This is a genomic window from Streptococcus mitis, assembly GCF_001074635.1.
GTDB lineage: Bacteria > Bacillota > Bacilli > Lactobacillales > Streptococcaceae > Streptococcus > Streptococcus mitis_E.
In genome coordinates this window covers 1-16,535 of record NZ_JUQO01000169.1, presented here as the reverse complement: position 1 = coordinate 16,535, position 16,535 = coordinate 1, and the positions used below count along the sequence as shown (strand labels likewise).

Sequence of the window (16,535 nt, the reverse complement as noted above, 5' to 3'; positions counted from 1 at the left end):
ATTTCGTTCATGTTATAATCGTTTACAAGAAAATAATTAGTATTAAATCAAATAAAATCCAAATATTTTGCGAACTTTTTTATATTTTTTTCGTAAAACGCTTTACAAGTTCTTGAAAACATGATATAGTAATGGAGCTTAGAAAATGAGATGATGTTTTCTAGCAAATATAAACCCGAGTAAAAAATGCCTACGGACAGGCAGGGTTGAATGCCGAAGCGTGGTTGAAAAACCACATTATTGATAGGGTTAAAAGCCTACTTTTATAAGTTGATGTTAGGACACTTGTCCTAATTCATAAATTTTTAGTGTGGTGAAAGCACACGTCATCTTGTGAAACGATCAATAAAGTACGTAATATTTGCTACTAGAGAGTTAGGAAACATCGGGAACAGACATACTCAACAGAAACAAACATAAAAACGTCAGAAGATTGCAGAGCAGGTGAAAACCTGCTCTTTTTTCATGAGTCAACCTTTAGTCGCCTTCGTCTTCTTGAAGCGCTAAAAATACGGTAAAGGAGTATGTCTTGAAAGAGTTAGATCAAAACCAGGCCCCAATTTATGAGGCCATGGTGAAGTTACGCAAGAAAAGGATTGTTCCCTTTGATGTTCCAGGTCACAAGCGTGGACGAGGAAATCCAGAACTTGTCGAACTCTTAGGAGAAAAATGTGTAGGCATTGATGTCAATTCGATGAAACCCTTGGATAATCTTGGTCACCCCATTTCGATTATTCGGGATGCAGAGGAGCTGGCAGCTGATGCTTTTGGAGCAGCCCATGCCTTTCTCATGATTGGGGGAACAACTTCATCGGTGCAGACCATGATTCTGTCAACCTGCAAGGCAGGAGATAAGATTATTCTGCCACGTAATGTCCATAAATCTGCTATTAATGCGCTGGTTCTATGTGGTGCTATTCCCATCTATATTGAGATGAGTGTAGATCCTAAGATTGGTATCGCTTTAGGTCTTGAAAATGATCGAGTAGCTAAGGCCATAAAGGACCATCCAGATGCCAAGGCCATTTTGATTAACAATCCTACTTACTACGGAATCTGTTCAGACTTAAAGGGGTTGACAGAAATGGCTCATGAAGCTGGCATGATGGTTTTAGTAGATGAAGCCCACGGAGCGCATTTGCATTTTACTGATAAACTTCCAATTTCTGCTATGGATGCAGGTGCTGATATGGCAGCAGTCTCCATGCATAAGTCTGGTGGGAGTTTGACCCAAAGTTCGCTTCTTTTAATCGGGGAGCAGATGAATCCTGAATACGTTCGTCAGATTATCAACCTGACCCAGTCAACATCCGCCTCTTATTTGTTGATGGCTAGTTTGGATATTTCACGTCGCAACTTGGTCCTTCGTGGTAAAGAGTCGTTTGAGAAAGTCATTGAGCTATCCGAGTATGCTCGCCGTGAAATCAATGCTATTGGCGGTTATTACGCCTATTCAAAAGAGTTAATAGACGGAGTGTCCGTTTGCGATTTTGATGTAACCAAGCTGTCAGTTTACACTCAGGGTATTGGCTTAACAGGTATCGAGGTTTATGACCTCCTACGAGACGAATACGACATTCAGATTGAGTTTGGTGATATTGGTAATATCTTGGCCTATATTTCAATCGGTGACCGCATCCAAGACATCGAGCGCTTGGTTGGTGCTCTTGCTGATATCAAGAGACTCTATTCACGAGATGGGAAGGACTTGATAGCTGGAGAATATATTCAGCCTGAGTTGGTCCTATCTCCTCAGGAAGCCTTTTATTCAGAGAGAAAAAGTTTGACCTTGGATGAATCTGTTGGACAAGTATGTGGGGAATTTGTCATGTGCTATCCTCCAGGAATTCCAATTCTAGCACCAGGTGAACGCATTACACGAGAAATTGTCGGCTATATCCAATTTGCCAAGGAACGTGGTTGCTCCCTCCAAGGGACGGAAGATCCAGAGGTCAATCACATCAACGTCATTAAGAGAAAGGAGAACTAGATGGATTTATGGTTTTCTGAAGTTCATACTCCAGATGTCAAATTGTCCCTGAGAACAGCCAAGCAACTCTATGCTGGAAAAAGTGAGTGGCAGGATATTGAAGTATTAGATACTCCAGCTTTTGGAAAGATATTGATTTTAAACGGCCATGTCTTGTTTTCAGATGCAGATGATTTTGTCTACAACGAAATGACTGTTCACGTTCCCATGGCTGTCCACCCAAATCCCAAGAAAGTCTTGGTTATTGGGGGTGGTGACGGCGGTGTTGCCCAAGTATTAACACTCTATCCTGAGCTGGAACAAATCGATATCGTGGAACCAGATGAGATGTTGGTTGAGGTTTGTCGTGAGTATTTTCCAGATTTTGCTGCGGGGTTAGATGATCCTCGTGTTACCATTTACTATCAAAATGGGCTACGCTTTTTGCGAAACTGCGAAGATGATTACGATATCATTATCAACGATGCGACAGATCCATTTGGACATACGGAAGGGCTCTTTACCAAGGAATTTTACGGAAATAGTTACAGAGCCTTGAAAGAGGACGGTATCATGATATACCAGCATGGTAGTCCTTTCTTTGACGAAGATGAGTCGGCTTGCCGAAGCATGCACCGTAAGGTTAATCAAGCCTTTCCAATTAGTCGGGTCTACCAAGCCCACATCCCAACCAGTCCAGCTGGCTATTGGTTGTTTGGATTTGCATCGAAAAAATACCACCCTGTCAAAGATTTTGACAAGGAAGGCTGGAAAAAACGCCAGCTTTTCACAGAATACTACACTGCAAACTTACACGTGGGAGCCTTTATGTTGCCCAAGTATGTTGAAGACATTTTAGAAGAAGAGGAAGGAAAAAAATGAGTCGTTTACTAGTTATTGGATGTGGGGGCGTTGCCCAAGTTGCTATTTCAAAGATTTGCCAAGATAGCGAAACCTTTACAGAAATTATGATTGCTAGCCGTACTAAGTCAAAATGCGATGACTTGAAAGCGAAGCTAGAAGGTAAAACAAGTACAAAGATTGAGACAGCTGCTCTTGATGCTGACAAGGTCGAAGAAGTCATTGCCTTGATTGAAAGCTACAAACCAGAAGCTGTTTTGAACGTAGCTTTACCATATCAAGATTTAACCATTATGGATGCTTGTTTGGCAACAGGTGTTCACTATATCGACACAGCTAACTACGAAGCAGAAGACACAGAAGACCCTGAGTGGCGTGCTATCTACGAAAAACGCTGTAAGGAACTTGGATTTACAGCCTACTTTGACTACTCATGGCAATGGGCTTATCAAGAAAAATTTAAAGAAGCTGGCTTGACCGCTCTACTTGGTTCTGGTTTTGACCCAGGTGTGACCAGTGTTTTCTCAGCTTATGCCCTCAAACACTATTTTGATGAAATCCACTATATCGACATTTTAGACTGTAATGGTGGTGACCACGGTTATCCGTTTGCAACAAACTTTAACCCAGAAATCAATCTCCGCGAGGTTTCTGCACCAGGTTCTTACTGGGAAGATGGAAAATGGGTCGAAGTTGAAGCCATGTCTATCAAGCGCGAGTACGATTTCCCTCAGGTTGGGCAAAAAGACATGTATCTCCTTCACCACGAAGAAATCGAATCATTGGCTAAGAACATTCCAGGTGTCAAACGCATTCGTTTCTTTATGACTTTTGGTCAATCTTATCTAACTCACATGAAATGCTTGGAAAATGTCGGTCTCCTTCGTACGGATGCCATTAACTTTAACGGCCAAGAAATTGTTCCAATTCAATTTTTGAAAGCCTTGCTTCCAGACCCTGCCAGTCTTGGACCACGTACAGTTGGAAAAACCAATATTGGTTGTATCTTTACAGGTGTTAAAGATGGTGTTGAAAAGACCATCTACATCTACAATGTCTGCGACCATCAGGAATGTTACGCAGAAGTTGGTTCACAAGCAATTTCTTACACGACTGGCGTTCCAGCCATGATTGGGACAAAATTGGTTATGAACGGAACTTGGAAACAAGCTGGAGTTTACAACCTTGAAGAATTGGATCCAGATCCATTCATGGAAGCTTTGAATGAGTATGGTTTGCCTTGGGTTGTGGTTGAAAATCCACAAATGGTGGACTAATGAAGCTAGAACAAGTACCAACACCAGCCTATGTCATTGATTTGGCCAAGTTAGAAGCCAATTGCCGTATCTTACAATATGTTCAAGAAGAAGCTGGTTGCAAGGTTTTGCTTGCCCAGAAGGCCTATTCCCTCTATAAAACCTATCCCTTGATTAGCCAGTATCTATCTGGCACAACTGCAAGTGGTCTATATGAAGCTAAGCTCGCTAGAGAAGAGTTCCCGGGGGAAGTCCATGTATTTGCGCCAGCTTTCAAGGAAGCGGACTTGGAGGAATTACTTGAGATAACAGACCATATCGTCTTTAACTCAGAAAGACAGTTGCGTAAGCATGGATCTCGTTGTCGGGAGGCTGGTGTCAGTGTTGGTTTGCGCCTCAACCCTCAGTGTTCAACTCAAGGTGACCACGCGCTCTATGACCCTTGTGCACCAGGCTCTCGTTTTGGAGTCACTCTAGACAAGATTCCTAGTGATTTACTAGATTTGGTGGATGGTCTTCATTTTCACACCCTTTGCGAGCAGGGGGCAGATGATTTACAAACAACTTTGAAAGCTGTAGAAGCGCAGTTTGGTTCGTACTTACATGAGATCAAATGGCTCAATATGGGGGGCGGACACCACATCACAAGAGAAGGTTACGATGTGGATTTGCTGATTTCAGAAATCAAGCGTATCCGAGAAACTTACAATCTTGAAATCTATATCGAGCCGGGTGAAGCCATTGCGCTCAATGCGGGTTATCTAGCAACTGAGGTATTAGATATTGTAGAAAACGGTATGGAAATCTTGGTTTTAGACGCCTCTGCGACCTGCCATATGCCTGATGTACTTGAGATGCCCTATCGTCCACCTTTGAGAAATGGCTTTGAGGCACAGGAAAAAGCCCATACCTATAGACTTTCTTCCAATACTTGTCTGACGGGCGATGTGATTGGTGATTATAGCTTTGAAAATCCAGTCCAAATCGGAGACAGACTTTATTTCGAAGACATGGCTATTTACTCATTTGTCAAAAATAATACCTTTAATGGTATTGGATTGCCAAGTCTCTATCTCATGGGCGATCAGGGTGACTGTAGCTTAGTCAAAGCCTTCGGCTATCAAGATTTTAAAGGGAGATTATCATGATGGACAGTCCCAAAAAATTAGGCTATCGTATGCCAGCAGAGTATGAAACCCACCATGGTACCCTCATGATATGGCCTACAAGACCAGGGTCTTGGCCTTTTCAAGGTAAAGCTGCTAAAAGAGCATTTAGTCAGATTATAAAAACCATAGCAGAGGGAGAAAGAGTCTATCTTTTGGTGGAGCAAGATTATCTATCTGAAGCCCAATCCTATCTAGGAGACAAGGTTGTTTATCTAGATATTCCTACCAATGATGCCTGGGCGCGTGATACTGGCCCAACCATTCTCCTTAATGATAAAAGGGAAAAGTTGGGAGTAGACTGGTCTTTCAATGCTTGGGGTGGTGCTGTTGATGGTCTTTATCAAGATTATGAAGATGATGACCAAGTAGCTAGTCATTTTGCTGAGGCCTTGGATATGCCTGTCTATGATGCCAAACCCTTTGTACTGGAAGGCGGAGCAATCCATAGCGATGGCCAAGGAACCATTCTCGTAACTGAAAGTTGCTTGCTTAGTCCTGGTCGCAATCCTCACCTCAGTAAAGAGGAAATCGAAAACACCTTATTAGAGAGCCTTGGAGCTGAAAAAGTTATCTGGCTTCCTTATGGTATTTATCAGGATGAAACCAATGAACACGTTGACAATGTTGCTGCCTTCGTTGGTCCTGCTGAGCTTGTCTTGGCTTGGACGGACGACGAAAGTGATCCTCAATATGCCATGTCAAAAGCAGATCTCGAACTCTTAGAGCAAGAAACGGATGCAAAATGTCGTCCCTTCACCATTCATAAATTGCCTATCCCTGCAGTTCGTCAAGTTGTAACCGAAGAGGATTTGCCAGGCTACATCTATGAAGAAGGAGAAGAAGAGCGATACGCAGGTGAAAGGCTTGCTGCTTCCTACGTAAATTTTTATATCGCCAATAAGGCAGTCTTGGTTCCCCAGTTTCAAGATAAAAACGACCAAGTAGCCTTAGATATTCTCAGTAAGTGTTTCCCAGACCGTAAAGTTGTCGGAATTCCAGCCAGAGATATTCTTTTAGGTGGTGGCAATATCCACTGTATCACCCAACAAATCCCAGAATAGGAGAAAAAGATGAGAAATGTAAGAGTTGCAGCCATTCAGATGCAATGTGACAAGGATGTGGCAACAAATATTCAAACAGCGGAGCGTTTAGTACGTCAGGCTGCAGAACAAGGCGCACAAATCATTCTCTTACCAGAGTTGTTTGAACGTCCCTATTTCTGTCAGGAACGTCAGTATGACTACTACCAGCATGCCCAGTCGGTGACAGACAATACAGCCATTCAGCATTTTAAAACCATTGCAAAGGAGCTAAAGGTCGTTTTACCAATCAGTTTCTATGAAAAAGATGGCAATGTCTTGTATAACTCTATTGCTGTCATTGATGCAGACGGTGAGGTACTGGGCGTTTATCGGAAAACCCACATACCAGACGACCATTACTATCAAGAAAAATTCTATTTCACGCCTGGTAACACTGGTTTTAAGGTCTGGGATACTCGCTATGCTAAGATTGGGATCGGTATCTGTTGGGATCAATGGTTCCCTGAAACAGCCCGCTGTCTTGCTCTGAACGGGGCAGAATTGCTCTTTTATCCAACAGCCATCGGTTCAGAGCCGATTTTGGATACAGATAGTTGTGGTCACTGGCAACGTACCATGCAAGGACACGCAGCAGCAAATATTGTCCCAGTTATTGCAGTCAATCGCTATGGCTTGGAGGAAGTCACTCCAAGTGATGAAAATGGTGGACAGAGTTCCAGTCTTGACTTCTACGGTTCATCCTTTATGACGGATGAAACAGGAGCTATTCTAGAGCAAGCTGAAAGACAAGGAGAAGCTGTTCTGTTAGCTACTTATGACCTAGACAAGGGAGCAAGCGAGCGCTTAAACTGGGGCTTGTTTCGTGATAGAAGACCCGAAATGTATCAACGAATTACGGACTAGTAGGGAAGAAATGAGAGATTCATTCTGCTAGACTCGTTTTCACTAGTAACTATAGGGATACTAGGTCATCTAGTAAGTGGATTTTATATTTTAATCCTCCAAAGCTTTCTCGCGCTTTTATGCGAGGAGCTTTTCTGTTTAAGCTTTATCAATAAAACATGCTATAATAGTTGCAGAAAGGTTGGTATTTATGGCTAGGATATTGGTTATTGAAGACAATAGTGACATTCAAGAAATTTTGCGAACACTTCTTGCTGACGAGCATGAGGTGATTCAAGCCTTTTCTGGTACAGAAGGAATCATGCATTTTGACCAAGGGGGAATTGACCTCGTTTTGCTCGATATCATGCTTCCTGGGAAAAATGGGGATCAGGTTTTAAAAGCTATCAGGGAACAAAGTCAAATTCCAGTCATTATGCTAACGGCTTTGAGCGATAAGAAGTTAATCAGTCAATACCTCTTAGACGGTGCCAATGATTACATCGTCAAGCCTTTTGATTTGGACGAAGTCTTTGCCAGAGTTACTGTTCAATTACGTCAAAGCGTAGAAAAACAGCCTATGGAAATAGGAAAAACTGAAAATCTGCCACAAAACTTGAAAAATATCCAGTTTGATGCAGAAAGTTTTGAAATCAAAAATAGTCAGGAAACGATTCGCCTTGCTAAGAAAGAATGCTTGATTCTCCAAACTCTTCTCAAACACCCTAAGAAAATTTTTACCAAGGAAGAACTTTATGAATTGGTCTGGGAGGATAGCTACCTACCTGGAGATAATACCCTCAATACGCATTTGAGTAATCTTCGTAAAAAATTAAACCAGCTTGACCCAAATCAAGAATATATTGAAACCATTTGGGGAGTTGGGGTAAGATTAAAAGGAGACAAGCAATGACCTACATGATAATCTTTATCCTACTGATACTCCTAATTATTTTATCGATTGTATTAATTCGCTACCATCTAGCACTTAAAAACTTGAGTCAACAGATTGAGGACAAGATTCTCACAGGTAGTATGAAAAGAGTCGGAGTCAGCATTTTTTCCAAACATTTTTTACATCTCTACCAGCAGATTGAGAATCTATTTCAGGAAGTAGAGCAATCTCGATTGGTTATGAAAAGGGAAAAGCAGACTCTGGATATGGCCATCAGCAATATCGCCCATGATATTCGGACGCCTCTGACTATCGCGTCAGGCTACACTCAACAATTGATAAAGTCTCCTGAAAACAAAGCAGAAACCCTACAAAAAATAGCCCAGCACCTTGATTTAGTTTCCAAACGTTTGGAGGCTCTCCTAGAATACCGTCGTTTGATGGAAGGAGCTGTCAAACCGAAACTGGAAGAAGTGGATCTTTCAGCTTTTATCACCAAAAAAACTTTGGCTTATTATGATGTTTTTCAGGCGGCAAATATCATGCTTGATTTTAAGGTTGAAGCTGGTCTGAAAATGAGGACTGATGAAGACTTACTGGATCGAATTTTACAAAATCTGCTTGGAAATGTCCTCAAACATGGCAAGGAAGAAGCGCGACTATCTTTGAGAAAGGAAAAGGAACAGCTTGTCTTAGAGATTGCAAACCTTGTCAAACAGCCCATCAAAAAAATAGAAAATCTTAGCAATCGTTTTTATTCTGAAAATCTATCAGACACCGAAGAATCCTCTGGTTTAGGCCTTTATATCACTGAGGAATTATGCCATCTTCTCGGTGCAGAGATGAAACTAAGCACAGATGGACAGTGGTTGTCGGTTTTCATTTACTTTTAACGAAAAGAAACCTCCTCTGTAGGCTAGAGGAGGTCATTTTTTATAGACTTTTCTTTTTGAAAACTGCCAGTCCACCTATATTAAAGATTACAATAACAGCTAAGCTAACTATAAATGTGTAGAGAATTGACTCACTATTAGCAGTCATAGCATAGAAAAACTGCAATGATAAATATGGCAAAATTTTGATACTTGGAAAAATGATCATTGGCATAGAAAGTGAGATAGAGCTGACCAAATAACCAATAAATACCGCAATATAAGAATGACTAACATAGAGGATGAAGGAAACAATGGAAAGCCAAGCAAGGAGGCAAAGGAATTGAAGGGAAATGGTTATCAGTAGATTTCCAATAAAGTCATCAGGCATGGTTCCAAATCCATTTAAGATCGTTGCTGGAATAAAGGCAATCACAAGGCTGATGATGACTTGTAAAAGTGCAATAGAAGCCAATACAAAGGCTTTCGCTAGAAAAAACTCGGTACGAGAGACACCCACTGTTAAATTATTTTTATAGAGTTTGCCGATTAAATCAACTCCAAGAACGAGGCAGGCTAGGACGATACAGAGAAAAACGAGGTTTGAACCTTGACTAGATGCGTTAATAAGTGCCTGTACACCGTCCCAACCATGGGTTGGAATTTCTGGTTCTTCTGTATTGATTGCCATTAGATGGCCAGTAGCCCCAAAAACAGCCCCCATTAACATGATTACAAAGAGAATGAACTCTGTAATCCAGAATCCTTTGGAACGGAAAAGACGGTAAAAGTCTGCTTGAATGGTATGTATCATGATTTTTCTCCTATTCGACCAATTGAGTGAAGTATTCTTCTAGGTTTTGACGGGCATAGTAAATCTCGTCAATGGCAACATCTGCCAAGGTTAATTCCTTGAGAATCTGTTTGACATCTTGTTCCTGACCAAAGATATGGATTTCATTTTCAGGATTAACAACCTTGAACTGGAGCTGGATTTGTTCTTTCAATACTTGACAAGCTTTCTCTTGATCAGCTGTCTTAAGAACAATATAATCCTCACTTAGTGTTTCAAATTCAGCTTTGCTGATTTCACGAATAATCTTGCCTTGATCTAAAATACCAAAACGATTGGCTAGGAGATAGAGTTCTGACAAGATATGGCTAGAGATGAGAATGGTGATCCCTTTTTCTTGATTGAGCCGTTGAATCATTGATCGAAATTCTTTGATACCGATTGGGTCTAGACCATTGATAGGTTCATCTAATATCAGGAAGTCTGGTTTAGATAGAAGGGCAATGGCGATACCAAGTCTTTGTTTCATTCCTAGCGAGAAATCACGAAAGACTTTCTTACCTGTATCTGACAAACCTACATAGTCCAGCGTTTCTCGAATGACTTGATCAGCATTTGGAATATGACGAATCATACAGTAATATTTCAGATTTTGATAGGCTGTTAAGTGATTATGAGCTACAGGTGATTCAATCACTGAACCTACTCGAGATAGAGCCTTGGTCCACTCATTTTCCGTTTGACTAGAAAAGAGGGAAACAGTTCCTTTATCCGCAAACAGTAGTTGCGTAATGATTTTGATTAAGGTGGTTTTCCCAGCTCCATTCTTTCCGATAAGTCCATAGATATCTCCTTCTCTTATCGTTAGATGAAGATCCTGAAGGATAGCTTGTTTGTCAAAGTTTTTGGACAATCCATGAATGTAGAGTACTGTTTTCATGATTCTCTCCTTTTGATTTATTTTGATAACTCTAGTATAAAGCATAGAAATCAAAGAAAGCTCAAGGATTTCTAAAGAGTTTCTAAAGTTTTAGGAATTCTTAAATATCAAAACCCAGTTGACACGAACTGGGCTTCTTTACTATAAAATATATTTCTCAATCGCACGCGCAACGCCGTCTTCTTCGTTGCTTGCTGTAACGTCATCAGCTAGGGATTTGACATAATCGCTGGCATTTCCCATTGCAATCCCAAGCCCTGCAAACTGGAGCATTTCGATATCGTTATTGGCATCGCCCATGGCCATGATTTCTGAGGAATCAATCTTCAAAATCTCTGCTAGTCGAGAAAGAGCAGTAGCCTTTGTCGTACCAAGTGGCATAGCTTCATAAATGACAGGCTGCGAACGAACTCCACTAAATCGTTGGCAAAGCTCCTTAGCAAAACGCTCTTCAAAATCATCTGTTTGCTCTTTGGTGCCCAAAAACATACCTTGGAACATGAGATACTTGCCACTGGTAGCTTCCTCAAGCGAAATTTCAGTCAGGTCTGAAAAGACTAGTTTGGCATCATTTTCAATAACTTGATTGGGCTTGCCACCGAGAACAAAATAATGTGACTCGTCAAAAAGTGTCAACTGAACATCACTCTTTTCAGCAAGGTCATAGAGGTATTCGATGTCAGCTGGACTAAGTTCTTGCCAGTCAACTAGACTCCAGTCACTTGTCTGGTGAGTTGAACAACCGTTGTTAACAATGACATACTCATTCTGGAGGTCCAGCCCCAGTTTTTGATAGTAGAGGAGGACGCCGAAAAGGGGGCGACCCGTACAGAGAACCAGTTTGACACCTTTTTCAATGGCTTGGTGAATAGCAGCGATGTGAGCTTGTGGGATTTCCTTGGCTTCATTGAGGAGAGTTCCGTCCATATCCAAGGCTAGTAGTTTAATCATAGTTTTTCCTTCTTTATCTTTTGGTATTATTATAGCATATTTTGGAGAAGAAATTGATAGGAAGCTTGGGGCTAATTGATTTTACAGTTTAAGATGTTTTGATGACAATTCATGATTTGAAGAGGATATTTTGTAAAGAGATGCTATACTAAACTTGTTATACAGTTAAGTAAACCATTATATTCAATAATCTAGTCAAGGAAAACAGAGGGTTTAATATGAAAAAACGGATTATTCAGATTTTACTAGCATTGTCCTTAATTTTTTACAAATCAACTTGGTTTTGGAGGCTTTTCAATCATCTCGCAAAGTCCTATCTACCAGCAAGTCGTGAGTTTTTTCAGATTCTGCTTTGGATGGAGAGTGGAGGTCTTTTATTAGCGGTCATCTATCTACTAGTTTTTGCAGAAAAGAAGACTTTTCATTTCAAGTGGCAGCCGAGGTACTTTATCTACCTTTTACTGAGCTACATCATTTCGTATATGTCGGACTTCTTCTTGTCTTATTTCATACCCTCATCTTCAAATCAAATTTCTTTGAATGAAACGATAGAAATGATAGGGAGACAGGAATTACCCTATTTCTTGCTCATAGCTTGCTTCATCGGCCCTATTGCTGAGGAATTGATTTATCGCGGTGTGCTTATGACAACCTTTTTCAAAAACTCGCCTTGGTATGGAGATGTCTTGCTTTCTGCTATTATTTTCGGTTATATTCATGTCAATTTTGCTTTAACACCTCTTGCTTTTTTCATTTATGCTAGTGGAGGTCTTATTTTGGCTCTATTGTATCGCATGACAAAAAATCTCTACTATCCAATACTAGTTCACATTCTCATTAATATCACTGCCTTCTGGAATGTGTGGTTACTCCTATTTTCAGGAAGTTAGCTTACTAAAACAATGTCGGAACTTTCCGGCATTTTCTTTTCAACGAATGAACAAGAACTGATTATTTTCAGACTTGGCTGGCTAATCATGGTATAATAAAAGGTAATGAAAAATTCCAACGAGGCAGAGATGAAATTACTTTATACTGATATTCGGACTTCTTTGACTGAAATTCTAACCAAAGAGGCGGAGGAGCTAGTTGCTGCTGGCAAGCGGGTCTTCTACATCGCTCCCAACTCTCTTTCTTTTGAAAAGGAACGTGCCGTGCTGGAATGCTTGTCCCAGCAGGCTTCTTTTTCGATTACCGTCACGCGCTTTGCTCAAATGGCTCGATACCTGATCTTGAATGACTTGCCTGCCAAGACCAGTCTAGATGACATCGGTCTTGGGATGGCCTTTTACAAATGCCTTGCCGAACTTGATCCTAAGGATTTACGTGTTTATGGAGCTATCAAGCAGGATCCTCAGTTTATCCAGCTGTTGATTGATCTTTATCACGAGATGACGACTGCTCAAATGAGTTTTTTGGACTTGGAGAGTTTGACGGATGAGGACAAGAGGGCCGATTTACTCTTGATTTTTGAGAAAGTAACGGCCTATCTTAACCAAGGGCAGTTAGCTCAGGGAAGTCAGTTATCCCATTTGATTGAGGCTATTGAGAATAACAAAGTTAGTAGTGATTTTACTCAAATCGCCTTGGTTATTGATGGATTTACCCGTTTTTCTGCCGAAGAAGAGCGGATTGTGGACTTACTTCATGGCAAGGGTGTTGAGATTGTCATTGGAGCCTATGCTAGTAAGAAAGCCTATACTAGCCCTTTTAGCGAGGGCAATCTCTACCAAGCCAGTGTGGAGTTTCTCCATCATCTAGCCTCCAAATACCAAACGCCTGCTCAGGACTGTTCTCAAGCTCATGAGCAGATGGATAGCTTTGACAAGGCCTCTCGTTTGCTGGAGTCTTCTTATGACTTTTCAGAATTAACATTGGATGTCGATGAGAAGGACCGTGAAAACTTACAAATCTGGTCTTGTTTGACGCAAAAAGAAGAGTTGGAATTGGTTGCACGTAGCATTCGTCAGAAATTACACGAGAACTCAAATCTGAGTTACAAGCATTTTCGTATTCTCTTGGGGGATGTGGCTTCTTATCAGTTATCTCTTAAAACCATTTTTGACCAGTACCAGATTCCTTTCTATCTTGGTAGAAGCGAATCCATGGCGCATCATCCCTTGACACAGTTTGTCGAGTCTATTTTAGCTTTGAAACGCTATCGTTTCCGTCAGGAGGATTTGATTAACCTTCTCAGAACAGGTTTGTATACCGACCTTAGTCAGGCTGATATTGATGCTTTTGAGCAATATCTTCGCTATCTTGGTATCAACGGCTTGCCAGCTTTTCAGCAAACCTTCACCAAATCCCACCATGGAAAATTTAATCTGGAACGTTTAAATGCTCTTCGTCTGCGTATTTTAACCCCTCTTGAGACTCTTTTTGCTAGCCGAAAACAGAAGGCTGAAAATCTCTTGCAAAAGTGGAATTCTTTTCTAAAAGAAGGAGCTGTAACCAAGCAACTGCAAGATTTGACAGCCACTATGGAAGCTCTTGAACAGGAAAGACAAGCTGAAGTTTGGAAGGCATTCTGTCATATTTTAGAACAATTTGCGACTGTTTTTGCTGGTTCACCAGTTAGTCTAGAAGACTTCCTAGCCTTGCTCCATTCTGGAATGAGCCTATCTCAATACCGTATCATTCCAGCGACAGTGAACACCGTTCTGGTGCAGAGTTACGATTTGATTGCACCACTGACTGCTGACTTTGTCTACGCAATTGGACTGACTCAGGACAACTTACCAAAAATTGCGCAAAACACCAGTCTATTGACAGATGAAGAGAGACAAAGCTTAAACCAAGCGACAGAAGAGAGAGCACTGTTACTGATTGCAAGTAGTGAAAATTTCAAGAAAAATTGCTATACTATGCTTTCCTTGGTCAATTCTGCTCGTAAAGAGTTGGTCTTGTCGGCTCCAAGCCTTTTTAACGAAAGTGAAAGCAAGGAATCAATCTATCTTCAAGAGCTAGTCCATTTTGGATTTAGGCGGAGAGAGAAGAGGATGAATCACATAGGGCTGTCTAAGGAAGATATGGGGTCATATCACAGTCTTTTGTCCAGTCTGGTTGCCTATCACCAGCAGGGCGAGACGAGTGATACTGAGCAAGATTTGACCTTTGTCAAGGTTCTGGCGCGTGTCATGGGTAAAAAACTAGACCAGCAAGGTCTGGAAAATCCAGCCCTCCCAACCAGTCCAAGCAGCAAGCAGTTGTCTAAGGACACCTTACTAGCGCTCTATCCTGCTGATCAAGAGTTTTACCTGTCTACGTCTGGTTTGACGGAGTTTTATCGGAACCAATACAGTTATTTTCTTCGCTACGTTTTAGGCTTGCAGGAGGAATTGCGCCTGCGTCCTGATGCCCGTAGTCACGGGAATTTCTTACACCGTATTTTTGAACGTGCCTTGCAGTTATCTGATGAAGACTCCTTTGACCAACGTTTAGAACAAGCTATCCAAGAAACCAGTCAAGAACGCGAATTTGAAGCTATTTATCAAGAGAGTTTGGAAGCCCAGTTTACCAAGGAAGTTCTACTTGATGTTGCACGGACGACTGGCCACATTCTCCGACACAATCCAGCTATTGAAACCATCAAAGAAGAGGCGAATTTCGGTGGGAAAGAGCAGGCCTTTATTCAATTAGACAATGGACGCAGTGTCTTTGTACGAGGCAAGGTTGACCGCATTGACCGATTGAAAGCTGATGGGGCGATTGGAGTGGTAGACTACAAATCCAGTCTGACTCAGTTCCAGTTTCCTCATTTCTTTAATGGGCTTAATTCTCAGTTGCCAACCTATTTAGCTGCCTTAAAAAGAGAAGGGGAGCAGAACTTTTTTGGTGCTATGTACTTGGAAATGGCTGAGCCCGTCCAATCTCTGATGGCCGTTAAAAGTCTGGCAGGTGCAGTAGTAGAAGCTAGCAAGTCAATGAAATACCAAGGACTCTTTTTAGAAAAAGAAAGCAGTCATTTGGGCGAATTTTACAATAAAAACAAGGCCAATCAGCTGACGGATGAGGAATTCCAGCTCCTGCTGGACTACAATGCCCATCTTTACAAGAAAGCAGCTGAGAAGATTTTAGCAGGTCAGTTCGCCATTAACCCTTATACTGAAAATGGCAGAAGTATTGCACCGTATGTTCAGCAACATCAAGCCATCACAGGATTTGAAGCCAATTACCATTTGGGGCAAGCCCGTTTCCTAGAAAAGTTGGACTTAACTGATGGCAAGCGTCTTGTCGGAGAAAAACTCAAGCAAGCTTGGTTTGAAAAAATAAGAGAGGAGTTGAATCGATGAAGCCCATTCCCTTTTTAACTGAGGAGGAAATTCAAAAACTGCAAGAAGTAGAAGCGCATTCGAGCAAGGAACAAAAGAAAACTGCCGAGCAAATCGAAGCCATCTATACTTCTGGTCATAATATCCTTGTCTCAGCGTCTGCTGGTTCTGGGAAGACTTTTGTCATGGCCGAACGTATTCTGGACCAATTGGCGCGTGGTGTCGAAATTTCTCAACTCTTTATTTCAACCTTTACCGTCAAGGCTGCCACAGAGCTTAAGGAACGTTTGGAGAAAAAAATCAGCCAACAAATCCAAGAAACGGATGATGTCGAGCTCAAACAACACTTGGGTCGTCAGTTGGCTGATCTACCCAACGCTGCCATCGGAACCATGGACTCTTTCACACAAAAATTCCTTGGTAAACATGGCTATCTGATTGATATTGCACCTAATTTCCGTATTTTACAAAACCAAAGCGAGCAACTTCTTCTAAAAAACGAAGTCTTTCATGAGGTCTTTGAAGCCCATTACCAAGGTAAACAGAAAGAGACCTTTAGTCATTTGCTGAAAAATTTTGCAGGGCGTGGCAAAGACGAACGTGGTCTGCGCCAGCAGGTCTATAAAATCT

Annotated in this window: 14 protein-coding genes; 11 read left to right on the top strand and 3 right to left on the bottom strand. The window is 41.4% G+C overall.

The genetic code is table 11. From position 1 onward, the window contains the following. Nucleotides 1–529 precede the first annotated feature (529 nt). The 8 genes from ADI58_RS07135 (at nucleotide 530) to ADI58_RS07100 (ending at nucleotide 8,968) form a co-directional block, all read left to right on the top strand. A complete protein-coding gene (locus tag ADI58_RS07135) occupies nucleotides 530–1,990 on the top strand; it encodes an aminotransferase class I/II-fold pyridoxal phosphate-dependent enzyme (protein ID WP_049521999.1) in 1,461 nt (486 codons plus the stop codon). After that, nucleotides 1,991–2,851 carry a polyamine aminopropyltransferase gene (speE, locus tag ADI58_RS07130; protein WP_000366713.1) on the top strand — a complete coding sequence of 287 codons (861 nt, stop codon included), beginning with the start codon at nucleotides 1,991–1,993 and terminating at the stop codon, nucleotides 2,849–2,851. Further along, on the top strand, nucleotides 2,848–4,107 hold the full coding sequence (locus ADI58_RS07125) for a saccharopine dehydrogenase family protein (protein ID WP_023947659.1): 1,260 nt from the start codon (nucleotides 2,848–2,850) through the stop codon (nucleotides 4,105–4,107). The genes speE and ADI58_RS07125 overlap by 4 nt, the downstream gene beginning before the upstream one ends. Further along, nucleotides 4,107–5,234, top strand: a complete 1,128-nt coding sequence (gene nspC / locus ADI58_RS07120) for a carboxynorspermidine decarboxylase (protein WP_049521998.1) — start codon at nucleotides 4,107–4,109, stop codon at nucleotides 5,232–5,234. The genes ADI58_RS07125 and nspC overlap by 1 nt, the downstream gene beginning before the upstream one ends. Further along, nucleotides 5,231–6,316, top strand: coding sequence for an agmatine deiminase (aguA, locus tag ADI58_RS07115; protein WP_049521997.1), 1,086 nt, complete (start codon nucleotides 5,231–5,233; stop codon nucleotides 6,314–6,316). The genes nspC and aguA overlap by 4 nt, the downstream gene beginning before the upstream one ends. A 9-nt stretch (nucleotides 6,317–6,325) precedes the next feature. Then, complete coding sequence (aguB, locus tag ADI58_RS07110) at nucleotides 6,326–7,201, top strand: N-carbamoylputrescine amidase (protein ID WP_049521996.1); 876 nt, start codon at nucleotides 6,326–6,328, stop codon at nucleotides 7,199–7,201. 190 nt (nucleotides 7,202–7,391) lie between these two features. Further along, complete coding sequence (locus ADI58_RS07105; protein ID WP_049521995.1) at nucleotides 7,392–8,093, top strand: response regulator transcription factor; 702 nt, start codon at nucleotides 7,392–7,394, stop codon at nucleotides 8,091–8,093. After that, a complete protein-coding gene (locus ADI58_RS07100) occupies nucleotides 8,090–8,968 on the top strand; it encodes a sensor histidine kinase (protein ID WP_049521994.1) in 879 nt (292 codons plus the stop codon). The genes ADI58_RS07105 and ADI58_RS07100 overlap by 4 nt, the downstream gene beginning before the upstream one ends. A 40-nt stretch (nucleotides 8,969–9,008) precedes the next feature. On the opposite strand, the gene ADI58_RS07095 is transcribed toward ADI58_RS07100, so the two are convergent. The 3 genes from ADI58_RS07095 to ADI58_RS07085 all read right to left on the bottom strand — a co-directional run bounded on the left by ADI58_RS07095 (nucleotide 9,009) and on the right by ADI58_RS07085 (nucleotide 11,631). Next, a complete protein-coding gene (locus tag ADI58_RS07095) occupies nucleotides 9,009–9,761 on the bottom strand; it encodes an ABC transporter permease (RefSeq protein ID WP_049521993.1) in 753 nt (250 codons plus the stop codon). Between the two features lie 10 nt (nucleotides 9,762–9,771). Beyond that, on the bottom strand, nucleotides 9,772–10,680 hold the full coding sequence (locus ADI58_RS07090) for an ABC transporter ATP-binding protein (protein ID WP_049521992.1): 909 nt from the start codon (nucleotides 10,678–10,680) through the stop codon (nucleotides 9,772–9,774). A gap of 141 nt (nucleotides 10,681–10,821) precedes the next feature. Next, on the bottom strand, nucleotides 10,822–11,631 hold the full coding sequence (locus ADI58_RS07085; RefSeq protein WP_049521991.1) for a Cof-type HAD-IIB family hydrolase: 810 nt from the start codon (nucleotides 11,629–11,631) through the stop codon (nucleotides 10,822–10,824). Nucleotides 11,632–11,849: 218 nt separating this feature from the next. Here ADI58_RS07085 and ADI58_RS07080 point away from each other — a divergent pair, with 218 nt between their 5' ends. The 3 genes from ADI58_RS07080 to ADI58_RS07070 form a co-directional block, all read left to right on the top strand. Beyond that, on the top strand, nucleotides 11,850–12,521 hold the full coding sequence (locus ADI58_RS07080) for a CPBP family intramembrane glutamic endopeptidase (RefSeq protein WP_049521990.1): 672 nt from the start codon (nucleotides 11,850–11,852) through the stop codon (nucleotides 12,519–12,521). Nucleotides 12,522–12,650: 129 nt separating this feature from the next. Continuing rightward, nucleotides 12,651–15,926: an ATP-dependent nuclease subunit B gene (rexB, locus tag ADI58_RS07075; protein WP_049521989.1), complete on the top strand. Its 3,276-nt coding sequence runs from the start codon at nucleotides 12,651–12,653 to the stop codon at nucleotides 15,924–15,926. Then, nucleotides 15,923–16,535 (top strand): UvrD-helicase domain-containing protein (locus tag ADI58_RS07070; RefSeq protein WP_049521988.1); only part of this gene is annotated, 613 nt, incomplete at its 3' end. The genes rexB and ADI58_RS07070, both read left to right, overlap by 4 nt.